The following is an 18,591-nucleotide window of genomic DNA, read 5'->3' on the forward strand; positions in this document are numbered from 1 at the left end:
TCGCCCAAACAAATTGCTCCGGCTGGCTTAGCACATTCCATGCCAATCAATTCTGCCAGCGGTGCCAGATTACAACCCGCCGCATTTTGGGAGATCAATGACCCTACAAAAAAGTGAGGCCTCAGCGCGCGCCTCTTTCTCAACCGGCAATAAACCCGGAGCGTTGACGATCCTGTAGAATAGGACAGGTGCTGGCGGCGCAGAGACGATGCTCTGCTTATGTGCGCCAATTCAACAAACGCTTCTCCACGACGCCGATGAGCGCGCTTACGATCACGCCCAGCAACGACAGGATCACCACGCCTGCAAAGAGTCGTTCCAAATCGTAGAGCGAACCCGCCTCTAGAATGTAAGCCCCGATGCCGAACTCTGCGCCCAGCATTTCGGCTGCCACCAGCAGGATAATGGCGATGGCAAGGCTGATACGCAGCCCCGACAGAATACCCGGCATCGCGCCGGGCAGGACGATTTTTCGCACGATGGACCACCACGATAGACCAAAACTCTGGCCCATTCGGATCAGAGTGCGGTCCACATTGTCCACCGCGCCATAGGTCGCGACAACCGTTGGGGTAAACGTCCCAAATGCAATCAGTGCGTATTTCGATCCTTCACCGATCCCGAACCAGATGACAAACAGCGGCAAGAGTGCGATTTTCGGGATCGGGAAAATCGCGGCGACCAACGGAACCATGCCGGAACGCACATAAGAGAACAGACCGATCAATACGCCAACGCTAATGCCGATGCTGATCCCGATGGCAGCGCCGACAACCAGACGCGACAGGGACGGGCCGAGATGTTTGAACAACAGACCGCTGTTGTAGAGATCGCGAAACGTGTCCAGCACATCCGAAGGTTTCGGCATCGTCAAAGCTGATATCCAGCCCGCGCGCGTGCCCCATTCAGCAATTAGGACAAGACCGACAAAAACCACAAAACCAACCCAACGGCGGGACTTTGGGGCAAAACCGCCACCGCGAAATGCTACGGATTTTCCGGGCACGGGGTCAGACATTGATCAACTCCGCATCTGCTGCGCGCGCTTCGTCCCGCATCAGGTGCCACAAATGTCGCTGCGCCGTATCAAGGTCGGTATCGCCAAATGCGCGCTGATCCAGAGGCTTGTCGATCTCCACGATTTCCCGGACTTCACCGGGACGGCGCGACAACACAACGACGCGGTGCCCTAGCCTGACCGCTTCGGCAAGGTTGTGGGTGACATAAACTGCCGTAAAGGGTTGGCGCGTCCACAGGTCGACCAGATCGTCCATCAGCAATTCCCGCGTTTGACTGTCCAAAGCGGACAAGGGTTCGTCCATCAGCATGACAGCGGGCTGAACCGCCAGCGCACGCGCAATGGCCACGCGTTGTTTCATCCCACCCGAAAGCTGTTTGGGCAGTGCATTGGCAAAGTCGGTCAATTTTGTGCGCGCCAGAACGTCGTCGATGATCGCGCGGGCCGCCGCCCCTTTGATCCCATGATCTTCTAGCACAAGTGAGATATTGCCCGACACGCTTCGCCACGGCAGCAAAGCAAAGTCCTGAAAGATGTAAGTGAGCGGGTTCAAGCACCCGATGGGCGGCTCTCCCAGTTGCAGAACCCGACCGGCGGCAGGCCGCTCCAGCCCGCCGATAAAGCGGAGCAACGTGGACTTGCCACAGCCGGATGGCCCGACAATGCACACGATCTGCCCGCTGGGAATGTCCAGCGTGATATTTCGCAGCACCTCAAATCCATCGTAGGAATGGTTGATGCCGTCAAGCCGGATGTCCATGCACTACCCCGTCAAGAATTTTGGGGGCCAGCGCATGGCCCGCCCCCATGCGGTACATCGCCTACGCGCCCAGAATTTTCACATAAGACTGATCCACGATCTGATCGATCGAGATGTCGGCATCGACCAGTTTTTCGGACTGGAACCACGACAGCTGATCCTGCAAGGACGCAATGTTCAGCGCAGCGCCCGTATTCAGGCGCATCGTTCCGTTGATGATCGAAGGCGCGGCTTTGGCCCGCTCGCGGTCTGTGTAAACGTATTTGTGTATCAGATCGACCATCGCGTCCTGATCGGCGGTCTCGTCGATCATGGCTGCGGCGTAATCGTCAACGCCTTTGGCATACCCGGCAAGGAAACTTTCGGTCATACCACGCTCATCGGCTGCGTTTTTGACCGACGTGAACACCGTCGTGACCTGATAATCGGGAATGTAGTCCGCGACGTCTCCGATGATGTGAACCGCGCCGGACCCTGCCAGGGGTTTGGCGATGTGGGGCACGATCGACCAGCCGTCGACCTGCCCAGATTTCATCGCGCCAATGATCGCTCCGACTTTTTGCAGCGGCGTAAAGGAAATGTTGATGCCCTCTGCCTGCGCCATTTTGGACCCCATATAGTGGAAAGATGAACCGGCTTGGGTCACCGCAAACGTCTTGCCTGCCAGATCCTTGGGCGTCTTCACCCCGGCCTGAAAGGCCGCGTCAGACACAAGATACTTTTGACCGTCAATGCCGGGTTCTTCGCTCAGCGCACCGCCGATAACCTTAATTGCACCTTTGTCCGCAAGGCTGATCAAACCACCAGACATGGCTGTCACGGCGTAATCCACATCGCCAGATGCAATCGCCACCGCCATCGGTTGCGCCGCCTGAAAGAACTCGAACTCAACGTCCAGCCCGGCGTCCTTGAAGTATCCACGCTCGAGCGCAATGAAGCTGCCGGAATGCGAGGTAAAGCGGAGCGCCCCGACCTTAATCTTCTTGCCTGCGGCAATAGCAGGAGCCGCGAGGCCCACAGTTGCAGCCGTTCCGCCCATCAGGGCCAGCGCCGTGCGGCGATTGAATGTGGTCATGGTATCCTCCCTTATGACCGCTATGCGGATTGAAGCTCCGCCTTTATGTCCTGTCTCAGCAGCGCGTCGGCGTGCGACGCATCGCGCGCCAGCACGGCATCAAGGAGCGCTTTCTGGCGTTTTTTTCGCGCACACCAGTTCAAGCGGCCTTCGCGCAATTGGGCCAGCCGGAACCGTCGGCTTTGGTCGAAATACTTGCGATGCAGATCAATTAGGCGTCGGCTGCCGCACGCGTCCAATAGCGCGGAGGCAAAAGCCCGACATGCTTCGTCCCACTCCAAGGCCGTCACGTCGTCGTGCACTTGCATCACCTTGTCCTCTGCTTTTTGCAGCGCGTGGTGCGCGGCGATCACACGCCCCTCCCACGCGATATCTCCCAGTTCAATTGCGCGGGACAGCGCCAGAGCTTCGATCTCGGTTCGGACAAGCTGGATATCACACAAGTCCTCTTGCGTCGCCGACGTGACCCGGAACCCGCGCTGCGCCGTGGCTTCGACCAACCCTTCGACGGTGAGCATTCGGAGCGTTTCGCGCATCGAGTGATTTGATCCGCCGTAGCGACTGCGCAGGTCGTTCAGTTTCAGCTTTTGGTCCGGCAACAGATTGCCAAATGCGATGTCCTTGCGCAGCGCAGCGGCCAAAAGGTCGACGATTGTTTTATCATCCGCAGATTTATTGAGAAAAATCACAGTGTTCGTCATATCCAAAAATGTTGGACATTTTTAGAAGGTCCGATCCCGCTGCGTCAAGCCTGTAAGTCATACGTTCCCGGAGCGCCGCGCATCCGCCCCCCACGTCGGGATGATCTGCCAATGCGCACGCGAAACTCAAAATGAGACAGGCTGCGATGGTTACGCAACACCGCACTGACGTGTCAGGGCCCTTTGCCATCTCCGTGATAGTGGGAGGCAAGAAACCCGAACTTTCTTTGACGCGTACGAGCGGGGAGCATAGCGGCTCAACTTACCCACGAGACTTGTAGCCATTAAACGGACGGGCAAATTCCGCAAATTGTTGCGAAGACTTTCTGCAGGTCAGCACGCATTATCGCGACCACGGGTCAAAACGATGCACAGAATATGCACGGCATTGATGGTTCGCGATTGTCAAATTGCTGCGGCGCATTATGCTCTCGGTCTGGCAGGCTTCTGAAAAACAACTGGCGTACACTTTGTCACTTTTCTTCATCGTTTCACTCCCCTTCCTTGGGGCTCTGTTGCCCGGGCTTATGAATTCTGCCGGACGTTCTGCGTGCGCCGGTACTACGTTCATCGTGAGCCTTGCTGCGTTCATCGGGCTTTTGACGAACCTGCCTGCCGTCTTGGCGGGCGAAGTTGTGACGGCGCGCGTTGATTGGCTGCCCGCGCTCGGGCTGAACTTTTCGCTGATGCTGGATGGTCTGGGCTTTTTCTTTGCCTTTTTGATCCTTGGCATCGGATTGCTGATCATCACCTATGGTCGACATTATCTGAGCCGTGATGACAACATGGGTGAATTCTTTACCTATCTGCTGCTGTTCCAGGGCGCGATGGTGGGGATCGTCCTATCCGATAACATCCTGCTTTTGTTGGTATTTTGGGAACTGACATCGCTGTCTTCTTTCCTGCTCATCGGGTTTTGGAAACATCTGCCGGAGGGGCGCCAAGGCGCGCGCATGGCGCTCACCGTCACCGGCATGGGCGGCTTGGCGATGATTGGCGGAATGCTCATTCTCGGGAACATTGCTGGCAGTTTCGAGCTGAGCGTTATTCTGGAGAACCGCGACGCGATTCAGGCCAGCCCACTGTATCTGCCGGCCTTGATCCTGATCCTGCTGGGCTGCTTTACCAAGTCGGCACAGTTCCCGTTTCATTTCTGGTTGCCACACGCCATGGCCGCGCCAACACCCGTGTCGGCCTACCTGCACTCCGCCACGATGGTAAAGGCTGGCATCTTCTTGATGGCGCGGATGTGGCCCGTCTTGTCTGGCACACCCGAATGGTTCGTCATCGTGACCACCGCCGGCTTGTTGACGATGGTTCTGGGTGCCGTCATCGCGCTGTTCAAGCATGATCTCAAGGCGTTGCTTGCGTTCTCGACTGTCAGCCACCTTGGCTTGATCACCATGCTTTTGGGCACCGGCACCGCGTTCGGTGCATTTGCTGCCGTCTTCCACATCCTGAACCATGCGACGTTCAAGGCCGCGCTTTTCATGTCAGCGGGCATTGTCGATCATGAGGCAAAAACCCGCGATATCCGACGCCTCGGTGGATTGCGCCACTTGATGCCGATCACCTTTGTGATCGCGACAGTTGCGGCTCTCTCGATGGCTGGCATTCCGCTTTTGAATGGGTTTTTGTCCAAGGAAATGATGCTGGAACAAGCGACAAAAACGGTCCTTTTCGACACGTGGTGGCTCGTTCCCGCGCTGGCGACTTTTGGTGCGCTTGTCTCTGCGGCCTATAGCTTCCGTTTTGTCAGCCACACCTTCCTGGGACCTGTGCGCGAAGACTATCCCGCAAAGCCGCATGATCCCAGCTCAGGAATGTGGTTGCCTCCCGCGATCCTTGTCGTGTTGGTGGTTGTGATCGGTGTTGCCCCGGCGCTTGCCGAACCCTTTGTCAAACTTGTCACGGCCTCGGTCCTCGGTATCGCCGCTGAGGTGCCGGACAAGCACATCAAGATTTGGCATGGGCTGATCCCTGCCCTGTACATGTCGATCGTCGCAGTCATTGGTGGTTTTGTTCTGCTGATGATCTTCAAGCCACTGCTCAGAACCTGGGACGCGATGCCCCGGCCCGAGGCCAAGGTAATCTTCGAGACCTTGATCGAAAGCATCGCCGCAGCCGCACGTGGCATGACCCATTCGGTACACAACGGCGCATTCACCCGCTATGCACTGATCGGCTTCGTCGCGATTATTGTCGCGGGTTACTACGCCTGGACTACCGGAACGGTGGGCGAAGCAACCCGCCCGCTACAGGCCGCAGGCCCGGTGCCTATTGCCGGATGGGCCATGCTCATCGGCGCGACCTGTGGCATTGTGGCCCTGCACCGGAACCGTTTTCTGGCGTTGATCCTGATCGGCATCGTTGGCCTGATGGTATCCATTGGATTTGTCTATCTCAGCGCGCCCGACCTCGCGATGACGCAGTTCACCGTCGAGGTTGTCACAATCATCCTGCTGCTGCTGGCGCTGAATTTTCTACCCAACAGCACCCCGGTCGAAAGCACGCCGTTGCGCCGTGTCCGCGACGCAAGCGTGGCCATCGTCGGCGGACTGGCCGCATTTGTAATGGCCTATCACTACATGCTGCGCGATGCGGTCTCGACGCCGATCTCGGAATTCCACCTCGCCAATTCCTACAAGGGGGGCGGCGGCACGAATGTCGTAAATGTCATCCTGGTGGATTTCCGCGGTTTCGATACCTATGGCGAAATCATCGTTCTGAGCATCGCGGCATTGCTGATCTACGCACTGACGGAAACCCTGTTGCGCGGGCCGGTGCGTCGGCGTCTGCTGAACCGTATCCCGGACCAGCCCATTGCAGGCGACATGCACCCGATGATGATGGTCGTGCTGACCCGGGTCATTATGCCGGTCGTGCTTCTGGTTGGCTTCTACATCTTCCTGCGCGGGCATAACGAACCGGGCGGCGGTTTCATCTCGGGTTTGGTCGTGTCGATCGGGGTGGTAATGCAGTACATGGCCAGCGGGTTTAGCTGGACGTCGAGCCGTCTGCGCTATCCCTATCATGGCGTGATCGGTGCGGGCGTTCTGGTTGCCGGACTGACCGGGATCGGATCGTGGTTCGTGTCCAAGCCGTTTCTGACGTCGGATTTCACATATGTGCGCATTCCGCCGTTCAACGAGTTTGAACTGGCCACCGCTGCCCTTTTTGACTTGGGCGTGTTCCTTGCTGTTGTGGGTGCGGTGATGCTGTCGCTTGAAAGTTTTTCACGGCTCGCGCGTCGCGCAGATACCGCAGACAGTGAGCACCCCATGGACATCAACCCCTTGCGCGATGATGCAGCTCCGCAATCAGCCCCCACGGAGAAAGCGTAACATGGAATTTCTCGTGGCCTCCGCCATCGGTCTGATGACCGCCGCCGGAATCTATCTGGTGCTGCGTCTGCGCACGTTCCCGGTCATTCTGGGCATCTCATTGCTGACATATGCGGTAAACGTCTTTCTCTTTACCTCGGGCCGTCTTGTGATTGGCGCACCGCCGGTCCTGCGGGATGATGTGAGCAACTATGCAGATCCGTTGCCACAGGCGCTGGTGCTGACCGCTATCGTTATTTCGTTTGGGATGACGGCGGTTGCGGTGATGATTGGTCTGGGCGCGTTTCTGGGGTCGGACGACGATCATATCGATGACCAGGCAGAAGCATCCTCATCGGCGGGCCAGCCATGAACCACTGGATCATCGCCCCGGTCATTTTGCCTGCGTTGCTCGCGCCGTTCATCGTGCTGGCGGCACGCTATCACTTGGGCATTCAACGGGTGTTCTCGATTGCCGGGATTGTTGCGCTGATCGCCATCGCGGGCGGCCTGGCCTGGCAGGTGTCGGACGGGTCCGTCATTTCCTACCGCCTTGGCGATTGGGCCGGACCTTTCGGAATTGTCATTGTGGGCGACCGTCTTTCGACACTGATGGTATTGTTGACGTCTGTACTGGCGCTTTTTGTGCTGCTTTATGCCATCGGCTCGGGATGGGATGATCGCGGGCGGCATTTCCACGCGCTGTTTCAGTTCCAGCTTATGGGCATCCTCGGTGCATTCCTGACCGGCGACCTTTTCAACCTCTTCGTCTTCTTCGAAGTGTTGCTGATCGCATCTTACGGGCTGATGATCCATGCGGGCGGCAATGCGCGCTTGCGGGCTGGCGTACAGTACGTTTTGTTCAACCTGATCGGTTCGACCCTTTTCCTTTTTGCGCTTGGTGCAATCTATGCGGAGACCGGCACACTGAACATGGCCGATCTGAGTGAGCGCGTGGCGCTCATCGACCCGAGCGAAACCGTCGGTATCAGGCTTGCCGCAGTTCTGCTGTTGCTGGTCTTTGCCATCAAGGCCGCTCTTGTCCCGCTGCATTTCTGGCTGCCTTCGAGCTACGCCGAGGCACCTGCGCCTGTGGCTGCACTCTTTGCGATCATGACCAAGGTCGGTGCCTATTCCATCATTCGCGTCTACACGATGGTCTTCCCGCCCGAGGTCGACGTGACGTCTGGCTTGCATGACACGTGGCTCCTGCCCTTCGCTCTGGTTTCGGTGGTTGTTGGTATGGTCGGCGTTCTCGCGGCGCGCAAATTGGACAGATTGGTTGCGTTTTCGGTTGTTGGGTCCATGGGAATGGTCGTGACGGCCATTGCGCTGTTCAGCCCGATCGGCATCGCCGCAGCGCTGTATTACATCGTGCATTCAACCTTGGCGGCTGCCGTCCTTTTCATGGTGTCCGATCTGGTGCGCACAGGACGCGGAAACGTTGACCTGACCCCGCAGCCCCCGATGGCTGGCACCCATCTGACCGCCGGTATGTTCTTTGTCGGTGCCATTGCGATGACGGGTCTGCCGCCACTGTCGGGCTTTCTCGGCAAGCTGTTGGTTCTGGATGCCGCATACGACAACACCTTGATGACGTGGGTTTGGGCAGTGGTCCTGATCTCAAGCCTGATCAGCATTGTCGGTTTTGCGCGGGCGGGCAGTGTGGTCTTTTGGATTTCGCACAGCATCGAGCCATCCGAACCCCGCTCTGCCGAAGTCAGGCAACCGTCGGCGTTGGCCTATTCGGCGGTTGGGGGGCTCTTTGCCCTGTTGGTCGCCCACACTGTTTTTGCCGGATCGGTACACGCCTATACAACCAAGATGGCGGCGCAGCTTTTTGCGCCACAGGCATATATCTCGGCCGTACTCGACAGCCCCGGCAAACTCAGCGAACCAAAGGAGGAGAACTGACATGGCCCGTGCCTTTGACTGGTTGGTGCCCCGTCCGCTGCTGACACTGACACTCGCGATTGTCTGGATCCTACTGCAGAACGAGATCACCGCCGGGATGGCGGTCTTTGGCCTGATCCTCGGGATCATCATCCCGTGGGGCACTTCCGTCTGGTGGCCCGACACGCCCAAGGGGTTCCGGATGGGCAAAATGGCCCTCTACAGTTTGGTCGTTGTTCGAGATATCATTGTCGCCAATATCGAGGTCGCTTGGATCGTTCTGACCGTGCCAAACGCCAAGTTGAAGCCCGGCTGGATCGTTGTCCCACTTGAGTTGAAACAGCCTGAGGCCATCAGCCTGCTGGCCGGCACAATCACGCTGACACCCGGCACCGTGTCTGCCGACCTGTCGGACAAGGGGCACTGTCTTTTGGTCCATGTCTTGCATACTGACGACGCCGATGCCGTTCGGGATGAAATCAAGAACCGGTATGAGCGCCGCCTTTTGGAGATTTTTGAATGAGCCCCCACGACATTCTGAACATAGCTCTGGTCACGGCTCTCATCTCGCTTGCGGTGGGACAGGTCCTGTCGATGGTGCGCCTTATGATCGGGCCGACAACGGGTGATCGTATCCTTGCGCTGGATACAATGGTGATCAATGCGCTTGGGCTGGTCATTGTCCTTGGCATGTACCAAGGCGTCAAAATTTACTTCGAAGTTGCCCTTTTGGTCGCCATGCTCGGCTTTGTTTCGACCGTCGCGCTGGCGCGATTCATTCTGCGAGGGGACATTATCGAATGACCTCCGAAACACTCCTCCTTTACGGCGCGACCCTTGCCCTGATGATCGGTTCTGCCTTTGTCATCGTCGGCGTGTTGGGTCTGATGAAATTCAACGATCCCATGACCCGGCTGCACGCACCTACCAAGGTTGGCACGCTTGGCATCGGCATGTTGCTTTTGGCATCCATGCTCAAGTCGATGGCGGCGGGAGATGCGTCCATCCACGAGTTGCTGATCATGTCATTCCTGTTCGTGACCACGCCCATTTCAGCGCATTTCATCGCCAAGGTCGGCATCCACCTGCGCGCCTGCGACACCCCGCCGTCACCAACACAGGATGACACGTGGTCCACGTTGACAACGCCGCAGAAAAATCAGCAGAGCGCGGTCTAAACCAGCCGTTCGCCACCCCGCTTGCAACATGGTTAACAGAACCCAACCATCGATTTCACCAATGAATGTGGATGTCTCCGCGCGCATGAATAGTTTGGCGCGGTGCCAACTTACCCCCCGGTATCAGCCGTCAAACTCTGCGCTTTGATGGCGGCCACTGCGCAGGCTTCATCATTGTCAGAACTGTCTCCGGTGATGCCAATGGCGCCGAGCAGCACCCCATCCCGCCAGAGCAAGACGCCCCCCGGCACGGGCACAAGGCTTCCGCCGTTCAAGGCGTTCATTGCGTCGATGAAATAGGGTTGTTCTTGTGCGCGGTTAAACAATGCACGCGATCCAAGACCCATCGCAACCGCGCCCTTGGCCTTGCCCTGTGCAATCTCGGCGCGCAGGTTGCTGGTGCCATCCTCGCGCTGCAATGCCACAAGGTGCCCGCCCGCATCAATGACCGCAATGGTCAGAGGTTTCATGTTGCGCGCGCGCCGGTACTCCAGCGCCGCCGCGATCAGCGCGTTGGCCAGTTCGAGGTTCATATGCAGTCCTTTTGGAAATCGACCGGCCGCCCGGTTTGAAACCGGGCAGCCCATGGGAGGTCAGTTGTAAAAGTAGTCGACCAGAAACAGCGGTATTGCCGGTATGTAGGTACACATCAGCAGCACCGTCAGCAAAACCGCGATGAAGTAGATGTTCACCTTGGTGACGTCCCAGATATTTGCCCGGGCCACCGCGCAGGCGGTAATCAGCACCGACGCCACAGGCGGTGTCTGTTGCCCGATCGCAAGGTTCAGCGTCACAACCAGACCAAAATGGATCGGGTTGATCCCAACAGCTTCGATCAATGGGATGACAATCGGCACCACCAGAATGATTGCAGCCGCCGAATGTAAAAAGAACCCGATCACGAGGAAGAAGAAGTTCAGGATAAGCAGCACAACCCACTTGTTTTCGGTAATGCTCAGGATCGCGCCTGCCAATTCCTGCGGATATTGCGCGCGGGTCAGGAAACCGCCCATCACCACCGACGCCGCAACCAGCAGCATAACCACCGCCGTCTGCATCCCGCCGTCCAGCATCGACCGTTTCAGGTGGCGCAAATCCACCTGACGATACCACAGGCTGATCGCAATGGCGGCCAGCACAGCAAGACCCGCCGCTTCTGTGGCCGTCACGTAACCGCCAAAGATACCGCCCAGAATGATCACAGGCAGTGCAAAGGTGGGCAGCGCATCGACAAAGGTGACCCACAGCTTGCGACCGGAAAACGCCTCTTCGCGCGGCAGGTCGTAGCGGCGCGCAAAGTAATACGCGACACCCATCAACCCTGCGGCCCCCATCAGGCCGGGAATAACACCGGCAACAAACAATTGCTCGACCGATACGTTGGCGGAGGTCGCGTACAGGATCATCGGAATGGAGGGTGGAATGATGATGGCAAGCGACGCCGACGACGATGTAACTGCCGCCGACAGGGCCCCGGAATAGCCGCGCTTTTTCATCTGTGGGATCATCACGGACCCCATCGCCGCGACATCCGCCACGGCAGATCCCGAAATCTCGGCAAAAAACAGTGACACACCGATGTTTACATGGGCCAGCCCACCGCGAATGAACCCGATGAGCGCGGCCACAAAGTTGATCAGCCGGTCCGTGATACCGCCCGCATTCATTATCGCACCGGCGAGCACGAACATGGGGATTGCGATCAGCGAAAACTTTGTCGCGCCGCCATACATGTCCAAGGCGACATTCACCAGTGACCCACTGCCTTCCAGCACCAGCAGCCCGCCAATGGCCGACACCGCCAGCGCCACGCCGATGGGCACGTTCAAACAAATCATCGCCACCATCGCGATGAAGATCCCCAGCATCAACATCAGGTGTTCCCCGCTTTCTTCATCTCGGTCTCGACCTCTTCTTCTATCTCAGCATGTTCCAGCGAGACGCCCAACGCGGTCTTGCGCCAGTAATCCGGCACACTCAGCGCCTGACAGATCAAGAACAGGACAGCACCGATCGGGATTACGGATTGGGCAAAGCTAACCGGCACCCACGTGAGCGATACCAGCGACATGCCACCCAGAATGGTCATCACCGTGTACCCTGCCCATGCCAGCAGCACGAAAAACCCCGCCGTGATCAGCTCGGCCAAGGCGACGGCCCACATGCGCCACGGCATAGCAATAGACAGCAGCACGCTATCGAACCCGATATGGCGCCGCCTCAGAACAGCCAGCGCCGATCCGTAATAGGTGATCCACGCCAGCATGATCGCCGCCACCTCGTCATACCAGGCAAGGCTCGACCCCATCAGACGGTATGTCACGGCGACCACCACAATGGTCGTCAGGATCACCATCAACAGGATCACAAAGTTTTCGAGAACAACCTCAAAGAAGGTTTGCAGAGCTTTGAGCATGGGAGGTCCTTGCCGGGCGACGTGCCCAGAGAAGTCGGAAGACGGTGTCATTGGTTTGTATCCCAAAGCAGGCAGGGGGTCCGTCCTGACCCCCTGCCCCCATTCAGGTCAGGACCCCGAGGCGAGGTTCTGAATACGCTCGATCAACTCTGCGCCGCCGTCCACGGTGGTTGCGAACTCTTCGTAGATCGACGCAGATGCGTCGATGAACGCTTGATTGTCCGCCTCATTGACCGCCACGCCAGCCGCTTTGATCTCTTCCAGCAGCTCAACCTCCAGCTTGGCCGCGTGCTCATATACAAAGTTCTGAGTTTCGGACCCGCAGGCTTCAAGATCGGCGCGCACATCTTCGGGCAGTTGCTGCCAACGACGCTCGGACACCAAAACGTAGCCGGGTGTGTAGACGTGCCCGGTGATCGACAGATATTCCTGCACTTCCTGGAACTTAGCTGACGCAATCTGGGCATACGGGTTTTCCTGCCCGTCAATCACTTTGGTCTGGAGTGCCGTGAAGACCTCCGAAAAGGCCATCGGAGTAGGGTTCGCGCCATACAGCTGGAACATTTTTACCCGCCACTCACCGTTGGGTGTGCGCAGCTTGATCCCTTGCAGGTCCTCGGGCGTGTTGATCGGGCGCGTGTTGTTCGTGATATGGCGGAAGCCGTTTTCGAAATAGCCGATGATCCGGTAGCCTTCGCCCTGTGCCGCCTCTTGAAAGACGTCGCCCAACTCGGCCTGAATGCGGCGCATATGGTCGCGGTCCTGCACGATGTATGGCATCTCGAAGACGCCAAATTCGGGTGCCACTGACGACATCACCGACGACGGTAGTGAAAAGTCGACCTGCCCCAGCTTCAGCTTTTGCAGCAGTTCGCGGTCCTTGCCCAGCTGGCTCGCGCCGAAGGTTTGCACCTCGGCACGGTCACCCAGCTTGCCGTTCGCGCATTCGGCAAAGGCGTCCGCCGATGCCTCAAACAGTGAGCCGGGATTGCCGACATGGCCAAACCGCAAGGTCAGATCCGCAGCCGTTGCCGCCAAAGGCATGGCAATTGCTGCCACACTGGCCAGTATGGTTGCTTTGAAATTCATGGTTTTCCTCCCTTATTGCCCCGTTTCGGAGCTTTATTCCGCGGCGACCCGCGTGACCGTCGTTTCTTTCAGATGCTCCATGGCGGCCTGCGCGCCGCCCGCCTGATGCGGGACACCAGCCTTGGCCAGACCCATCTCGACCCCCGAAAGGGTCGCCATGAGCATCAGATCGTTGAAATCGCCCAGATGTCCGATGCGGAACACTTTGTCCGCCACCTTGGACAGGCCATTGCCCAGCGAAATGTCATAATGCTTGAGTGTGGTTGCCCGGAATGCGTCAGCCGAATGCCCGCCGGGCATCAAAACGGCGGTCAGAACACCCGATTCTTCGCCTTGGCGCGCGCACAACACCTCCAGCCCCCAAGCCCGGACAGCCGCTCGGGTCGCCGCACCGTGCCGGGCGTGCCGGGCAAAGACATTGTCCAGCCCCTCTTCGTGCAGCATGGCGATGGCTTCGTTCAGGCCGTAAAGCAGGTTGGTGGCTGGCGTGTACGGGAAATATCCCGTCTCATTCGGGCCAACCATATCCTGCCAGTCCCAGTAGCTGCGCGGCGTCTGCACAGACTTGGAATACTCCATCGCCCGCGCACTGACCGCGTTGAAACTCAGGCCCGGAGGCAGCATCAGACCCTTTTGCGAGCCTGAGACGCACACATCCACGCCCCATTCGTCAAAACGGAAGTCAATCGAGGCGAGACCGGAAATCGTGTCGACCATCAGCAAGGCAGGGTGCCCGGCCGCATCAATTGCTTTGCGCACCTCCGCCACGTTCGAAACCGACCCTGTCGACGTCTCGTTATGGACGACGCAGACCGCCTTGATCTCGTGCCCTGTGTCTTCTCGCAGCCGCGCCTCGATCCGGTCGGGCTCGGCCCCGCCGCGCCAGTCCCCTTCCAGAAACTCGGGTGCCATGCCGATTTTGCGCGCCATTTTGCTCCACAGCGTCGCGAAATGTCCGGTCTCGAACATCAGCACTTTGTCACCGGGGTTCAGCGTGTTGACCAGCGCCGCTTCCCACGCGCCGGTGCCGGAAGACGGGTAGATGAACACGTGGCTTTCGGTTTTGAAGATGCTCTTCATCCCCTCAAGGGCCGTATTGCCGACTTCGGCGAAATCCGGGCCGCGATGGTCAATCGTCTGCGCGCTGATCGCGCGCAGGATACGGTCTGGAACCGCGCTTGGGCCCGGGATCTGCAAGAAATGTCGGCCAGCCTGGCGCATCGAAGGTATCCTCCCAAAGTGCGCCATTCCAAGGGCGCGATTAGACGTTGCAAAAAATGTAATTATGAATTCATTATTCAGTCAACCAAAATCTTAGACCCTGTTAAAACGGGCCGAGACCGGGAGGTTTCAGATACGACATGCATGAAAATACGCATCTTTTCAGACGGTTGACCTCAACCTCCCAAGGTGAGGTGATGACTGACCCGGCGTCACGGGCGCGCTACGCCACAGACGCCTCCATCTACCAAATGGTGCCCGAAGCGGTCGTTTTGCCCCGTTCAGAAGCCGATGTCGAAGCCGTCATGCAGATCGCGCGGGAGGAAGAAACACCAGTTCTTCCACGCGGCGGCGGCACTTCGCAATGTGGCCAAACCATCAACCGTGCCGTCGTGCTCGACAACACCCGGCACCTGAACAAGATCATCGACATCGACCCGGAAAACCTCACCGCCAAAGTGCAGCCGGGCGTCGTGCTTGATGAGTTAAACCGCTCTCTGAAACCGCATGGCCTGTGGTTCCCAGTTGACCCCTCCACTGCCTCGCGCTGCACGCTTGGCGGGATGGCCGCGAACAATTCCTCTGGTGGTAAGTCGCTGCGCTACGGCATCATGCGCGACAATGTCCGCGCCATCGCGGCCATTCTGCCCGACGGCACGCGCGCGCGGTTTAACGGCGCGGACCCTGCGCCGGGGCCATATGCCGATCTGGTCAGCGATATGCGCGCCCTTGGCCAACGCGAAGCGGACGAAATCGACGCCCGCTTTCCCAAGGTGCAGCGCCGCGTTGGCGGCTACAACATCGACGCCCTCACTGGCAATGACGTGAACATGGCCCACCTGCTTGTGGGGTCCGAGGGCACGCTCGCCTATTTCACTGAACTGGACCTCAGCCTCGCTCACCTGCCGGGGGACAAGGTGTTGGGCATCTGCCACTTCCCCACCTTCTATGCGGCGATGGATGCAGCACAGCACCTCGTCACGCTCGACCCGCAAGCGGTCGAACTGATCGACGACACAATGATTGCGCTGGGGCGCGACATTCCCCTTTTTGCCGAAACGATCAACGCCTTTGTTGAAGGCGACCCTGCCGCCCTCCTGCTTGTTGAATTCGCCGAAGGTAACGCAACGGCAAACGCAGCAAAACTCGCAGAACTGGCCGCGCTCATGGGCGATCTGGGCTTTGCTTTTTCCGAAACTGGCCCGCGCTGGGGTGGCGTAATCCCGGTCAGCGATCCCAGCCTTCAAAACGCAATCGCCGAATACCGCAAGTCCGGCCTCAACGTCATGATGTCGATGAAACAGGCGGGCAAACCGATTTCTTTTGTCGAGGATTGCGCCGTCGCCCTGCCCGACCTCGCGGAATACACCCAAGGGCTGACTGACATCTTTGCCCGCCACGGCACCAAGGGCACGTGGTACGCCCACGCCTCTGTCGGCTGCCTGCACGTGCGTCCGGTCCTGAACATGCGACAGGACAAGGATGTCAAAACCATGCGCAAGATTGCCGAGGAATGCTTTGACCTCGTCAAGCACTATAAGGGATCGCATTCCGGCGAACATGGCGACGGGATCGTGCGCTCGGAGTTTCACGAAAAGATGTTCGGGCCGCGCATCGTTTCCGCCTTTGAAGAGGTCAAGGCACGGTTCGATCCCGACGGGCTGATGAACCCCGGTAAGATCGTTCATGCGCCCGCGATGGATGACCGCCGCGTTTTTCGCTACGGCCCGAATTACGACGTGCCCGCGTTCGAAACCGCTCTTGACTGGTCTGCTTGGCCCGGTGCCGCAGGCGGGTTTCAGGGCGCGGTAGAGATGTGCAACAACAATGGCGCCTGCCGCAAGTTGAAGGGCGGCGTGATGTGCCCCTCGTTCCGCGCAACCCGCAATGAACGCGACGCCACGCGCGGACGCGCCAACACTTTGCGATTTGCCATCAGCGGACAGATGCCCGGCGGGCTGACCTCGGATGCAATGGCGGACACGATGAAATACTGCGTGTCCTGCAAGGCGTGCCGTCACGAGTGTCCCACGGGCGTCGACATGGCCCGTATGAAGATCGAGGTGCTGGCCGCCCGCCGCCGCGAAAATGGCCTCTCCCTTGCAGAAAAACTGGTCGCCTATCTGCCCCGCTACGCACCGCGCGCCGCAAGGGTTGCATGGCTGTTGAACCTGCGCAACAAGATCGGTCCGGTGCGCAAGATGGCGGAACGGCTGACCGGCGTTTCCCACCGCCGCGACCTGCCCATCTGGTCGGCGAACCCTTTTCGCGATGACGAAGCCCAAGACAATGATCCCCAAGTCTTGCTGTTTGCTGATGTGTTCAACCGCTATTTTGAACCCGAAAACCTGCGTGCTGCTGTGCGTGTTCTGCGTGCGTCCGGTCTTCGGGTGGCCGTCGCTCAGGACGGCTCAGGCACGGCGCTGGATTGCGGTCGTGCATTGCTGGCAAACGGGTGCGTCGACGAGGCCCGAAATGAAGCGCAACGGGTGATTGCCGCCACGCGAACCGCTGTTGCGCGCGGTATTCCCGTCGTCGGACTGGAGCCGTCTTCAATCCTGACCTTCCGGGACGAGTTTCTTGCCTTGTGTCCCGGGCCAGACGCCCAAGCGTTGGCCGAGGTGGCCAAGACGTTCGAAGAGGTCTTGGCCACCATCGCCGAGATCCCGCTCATGCCCTTGGGCCGCCCGATCTACGTGCATGGCCATTGCCACCAGAAAGCCCACGGCGCAGTCACCCCAATGCTCGACGTGCTGGGGCGTATTCCCGACACGTCGGTGCATATGATCGAAACAAGCTGCTGCGGCATGGCGGGCGCATTTGGCTATGCGCCGGAAACAATTGACGTCTCGCTGGCAATGGCAAAGCTCGATCTGTTCCCGGCGCTGGATGCAGCGCCCGACGACGCCGTTATCGTGGCCGATGGCACCTCCTGCCGTCACCAGATCGCAGACGGCACACCGCGTCGGCCCGTGCACGTAGCACGCTTGCTGGATCAAGCACTTGATGCGTAGGATGGTAAAATGAACCTGACAGAAAGCATCAAACGCCCAACCTTGCACGAAGAGCTTGTGGAACGGTTGCGCAACCTCGTCGTGGAAGACGCGCTGAAGCCGGGCGAAAAGGTGCCGGAAAAAGACCTGTGCGCGTCGTTCGGCGTGTCACGGACACCTTTGCGCGAAGCGCTTAAGGTGCTTGCATCCGAGGGCCTTGTGGTGCTGCAAGCCAACCGGGGCGCGCGCGTGACCGAAGTCACACCAGAGGAACTGGAAAACACGTTTCCTGTTATTGCCACGCTGGAACAGCTTGCGGGTGAATTGGCGTGTGAGCGGCTGGATGACGCAGGCATCGCTCACATAGAAGAGCGGCACAAAGACATGATCGCGGCTTATAAAACGCGTGATCGGCAAGCCTATTTCCAAGCGAACCAGGATATCCACAATGCCCTGATCACGGCAGCGCAAAACGAAGTTCTGGAATCGCATCACCGTATGCTCGCCGTGCGTGTCAGACGCGCGCGGTTCATGGTCAATCTGTCCGACAAACGATGGGCGCAAGCAATTGATGAGCACGAGCAGATGATGGAAAAATTGCGTCGCCGGGATGCCAAAGGATTGGGCGAACTGATGAAGCTCCACATGCTGAACAAGTTTGTCGCCCATATGAAAGCGCTGCAAACGTAGAAAATCCCGCAGGCAACCAAAAATTGCGGAAGGTTCAAATGTGAAGACCGCAAATGCCCCCGTAGCAAAGCAGACAGCAAAAGATGGCTGTCTTGAGTGTATAATTCAAAAATCGAAAACGATACCGGATCCCATTGTAATGGCGGCGTTTGCGGCAAATGTTGCATCACGCGCTGCAGGTAAAGAACTGCGGTAACACCACATCAGGTGTTTCGAACGCCCCATCTCGACCAC

17 protein-coding genes are annotated in these 18,591 nt (G+C 58.5%); 8 read left to right on the forward strand and 9 right to left on the reverse strand.

Features of this window, described 5'->3' with window-relative positions:
- Positions 1–217: 217 nt before the first annotated feature.
- From Q1A85_RS13615 to Q1A85_RS13630, 4 genes are all read right to left on the reverse strand, one after another.
- Positions 218–1,018 carry an ABC transporter permease gene (locus Q1A85_RS13615; protein ID WP_299690079.1) on the reverse strand — a complete coding sequence of 267 codons (801 nt, stop codon included), beginning with the start codon at positions 1,016–1,018 and terminating at the stop codon, positions 218–220.
- A complete protein-coding gene (locus Q1A85_RS13620; RefSeq protein ID WP_299690082.1) occupies positions 1,011–1,778 on the reverse strand; it encodes an ABC transporter ATP-binding protein in 768 nt (255 codons plus the stop codon). The genes Q1A85_RS13615 and Q1A85_RS13620 overlap by 8 nt, the downstream gene beginning before the upstream one ends.
- Positions 1,779–1,839: 61 nt before the next feature.
- On the reverse strand, positions 1,840–2,853 hold the full coding sequence (locus Q1A85_RS13625) for an ABC transporter substrate-binding protein (protein ID WP_299690085.1): 1,014 nt from the start codon (positions 2,851–2,853) through the stop codon (positions 1,840–1,842).
- A gap of 20 nt (positions 2,854–2,873) precedes the next feature.
- A complete protein-coding gene (locus Q1A85_RS13630; RefSeq protein WP_299690088.1) occupies positions 2,874–3,554 on the reverse strand; it encodes a GntR family transcriptional regulator in 681 nt (226 codons plus the stop codon).
- Between the two features lie 470 nt (positions 3,555–4,024).
- Between Q1A85_RS13630 and Q1A85_RS13635 the strand changes: the two genes are divergently transcribed.
- Genes Q1A85_RS13635 through mnhG form a run of 6 tightly spaced genes read left to right on the forward strand, consistent with a single transcriptional unit; the run spans position 4,025 to position 9,948 of the window.
- Positions 4,025–6,898, forward strand: a complete 2,874-nt coding sequence (locus Q1A85_RS13635; protein ID WP_299690242.1) for a monovalent cation/H+ antiporter subunit A — start codon at positions 4,025–4,027, stop codon at positions 6,896–6,898.
- Between the two features lies 1 nt (position 6,899).
- Positions 6,900–7,250 carry a Na+/H+ antiporter subunit C gene (locus Q1A85_RS13640; RefSeq protein WP_299690091.1) on the forward strand — a complete coding sequence of 117 codons (351 nt, stop codon included), beginning with the start codon at positions 6,900–6,902 and terminating at the stop codon, positions 7,248–7,250.
- Positions 7,247–8,791, forward strand: a complete 1,545-nt coding sequence (locus Q1A85_RS13645) for a monovalent cation/H+ antiporter subunit D (RefSeq protein ID WP_299690094.1) — start codon at positions 7,247–7,249, stop codon at positions 8,789–8,791. Before Q1A85_RS13640 ends, Q1A85_RS13645 begins: the two co-directional genes overlap by 4 nt.
- 1 nt (position 8,792) lies before the next feature.
- Positions 8,793–9,293: a Na+/H+ antiporter subunit E gene (locus tag Q1A85_RS13650; RefSeq protein ID WP_299690097.1), complete on the forward strand. Its 501-nt coding sequence runs from the start codon at positions 8,793–8,795 to the stop codon at positions 9,291–9,293.
- On the forward strand, positions 9,290–9,574 hold the full coding sequence (locus tag Q1A85_RS13655) for a K+/H+ antiporter subunit F (protein ID WP_299690100.1): 285 nt from the start codon (positions 9,290–9,292) through the stop codon (positions 9,572–9,574). The genes Q1A85_RS13650 and Q1A85_RS13655 overlap by 4 nt, the downstream gene beginning before the upstream one ends.
- Positions 9,571–9,948, forward strand: a complete 378-nt coding sequence (gene mnhG, locus Q1A85_RS13660) for a monovalent cation/H(+) antiporter subunit G (RefSeq protein ID WP_299690103.1) — start codon at positions 9,571–9,573, stop codon at positions 9,946–9,948. Before Q1A85_RS13655 ends, mnhG begins: the two co-directional genes overlap by 4 nt.
- Before the next feature lie 110 nt (positions 9,949–10,058).
- Here the strand turns inward: mnhG and Q1A85_RS13665 are convergent, their stop codons facing one another.
- The 5 genes from Q1A85_RS13665 to Q1A85_RS13685 all read right to left on the reverse strand — a co-directional run bounded on the left by Q1A85_RS13665 (position 10,059) and on the right by Q1A85_RS13685 (position 14,674).
- Positions 10,059–10,481, reverse strand: coding sequence for a heme-binding protein (locus Q1A85_RS13665; protein ID WP_299690106.1), 423 nt, complete (start codon positions 10,479–10,481; stop codon positions 10,059–10,061).
- 60 nt (positions 10,482–10,541) lie between these two features.
- Positions 10,542–11,822, reverse strand: coding sequence for a TRAP transporter large permease (locus tag Q1A85_RS13670; protein WP_299690109.1), 1,281 nt, complete (start codon positions 11,820–11,822; stop codon positions 10,542–10,544).
- Positions 11,822–12,364, reverse strand: coding sequence for a TRAP transporter small permease subunit (locus Q1A85_RS13675; protein WP_299690113.1), 543 nt, complete (start codon positions 12,362–12,364; stop codon positions 11,822–11,824). The genes Q1A85_RS13670 and Q1A85_RS13675 overlap by 1 nt, the downstream gene beginning before the upstream one ends.
- 108 nt (positions 12,365–12,472) lie before the next feature.
- Positions 12,473–13,453, reverse strand: coding sequence for a TRAP transporter substrate-binding protein (locus Q1A85_RS13680; protein WP_299690116.1), 981 nt, complete (start codon positions 13,451–13,453; stop codon positions 12,473–12,475).
- Positions 13,454–13,486: 33 nt separating this feature from the next.
- A complete protein-coding gene (locus Q1A85_RS13685) occupies positions 13,487–14,674 on the reverse strand; it encodes an aminotransferase class V-fold PLP-dependent enzyme (RefSeq protein WP_299690118.1) in 1,188 nt (395 codons plus the stop codon).
- Positions 14,675–14,871: 197 nt separating this feature from the next.
- Here Q1A85_RS13685 and Q1A85_RS13690 point away from each other — a divergent pair, with 197 nt between their 5' ends.
- A complete protein-coding gene (locus Q1A85_RS13690) occupies positions 14,872–17,688 on the forward strand; it encodes an FAD-binding and (Fe-S)-binding domain-containing protein (protein ID WP_299690122.1) in 2,817 nt (938 codons plus the stop codon).
- 9 nt (positions 17,689–17,697) lie between these two features.
- Positions 17,698–18,357 (forward strand): GntR family transcriptional regulator, encoded by a 660-nt coding sequence (locus Q1A85_RS13695; RefSeq protein WP_299690125.1) that lies wholly within the window; start codon positions 17,698–17,700, stop codon positions 18,355–18,357.
- The last annotated feature ends 234 nt before the right edge of the window (positions 18,358–18,591 follow it).

Source organism: uncultured Tateyamaria sp. (assembly GCF_947503385.1).
Taxonomy (GTDB): domain Bacteria; phylum Pseudomonadota; class Alphaproteobacteria; order Rhodobacterales; family Rhodobacteraceae; genus Tateyamaria.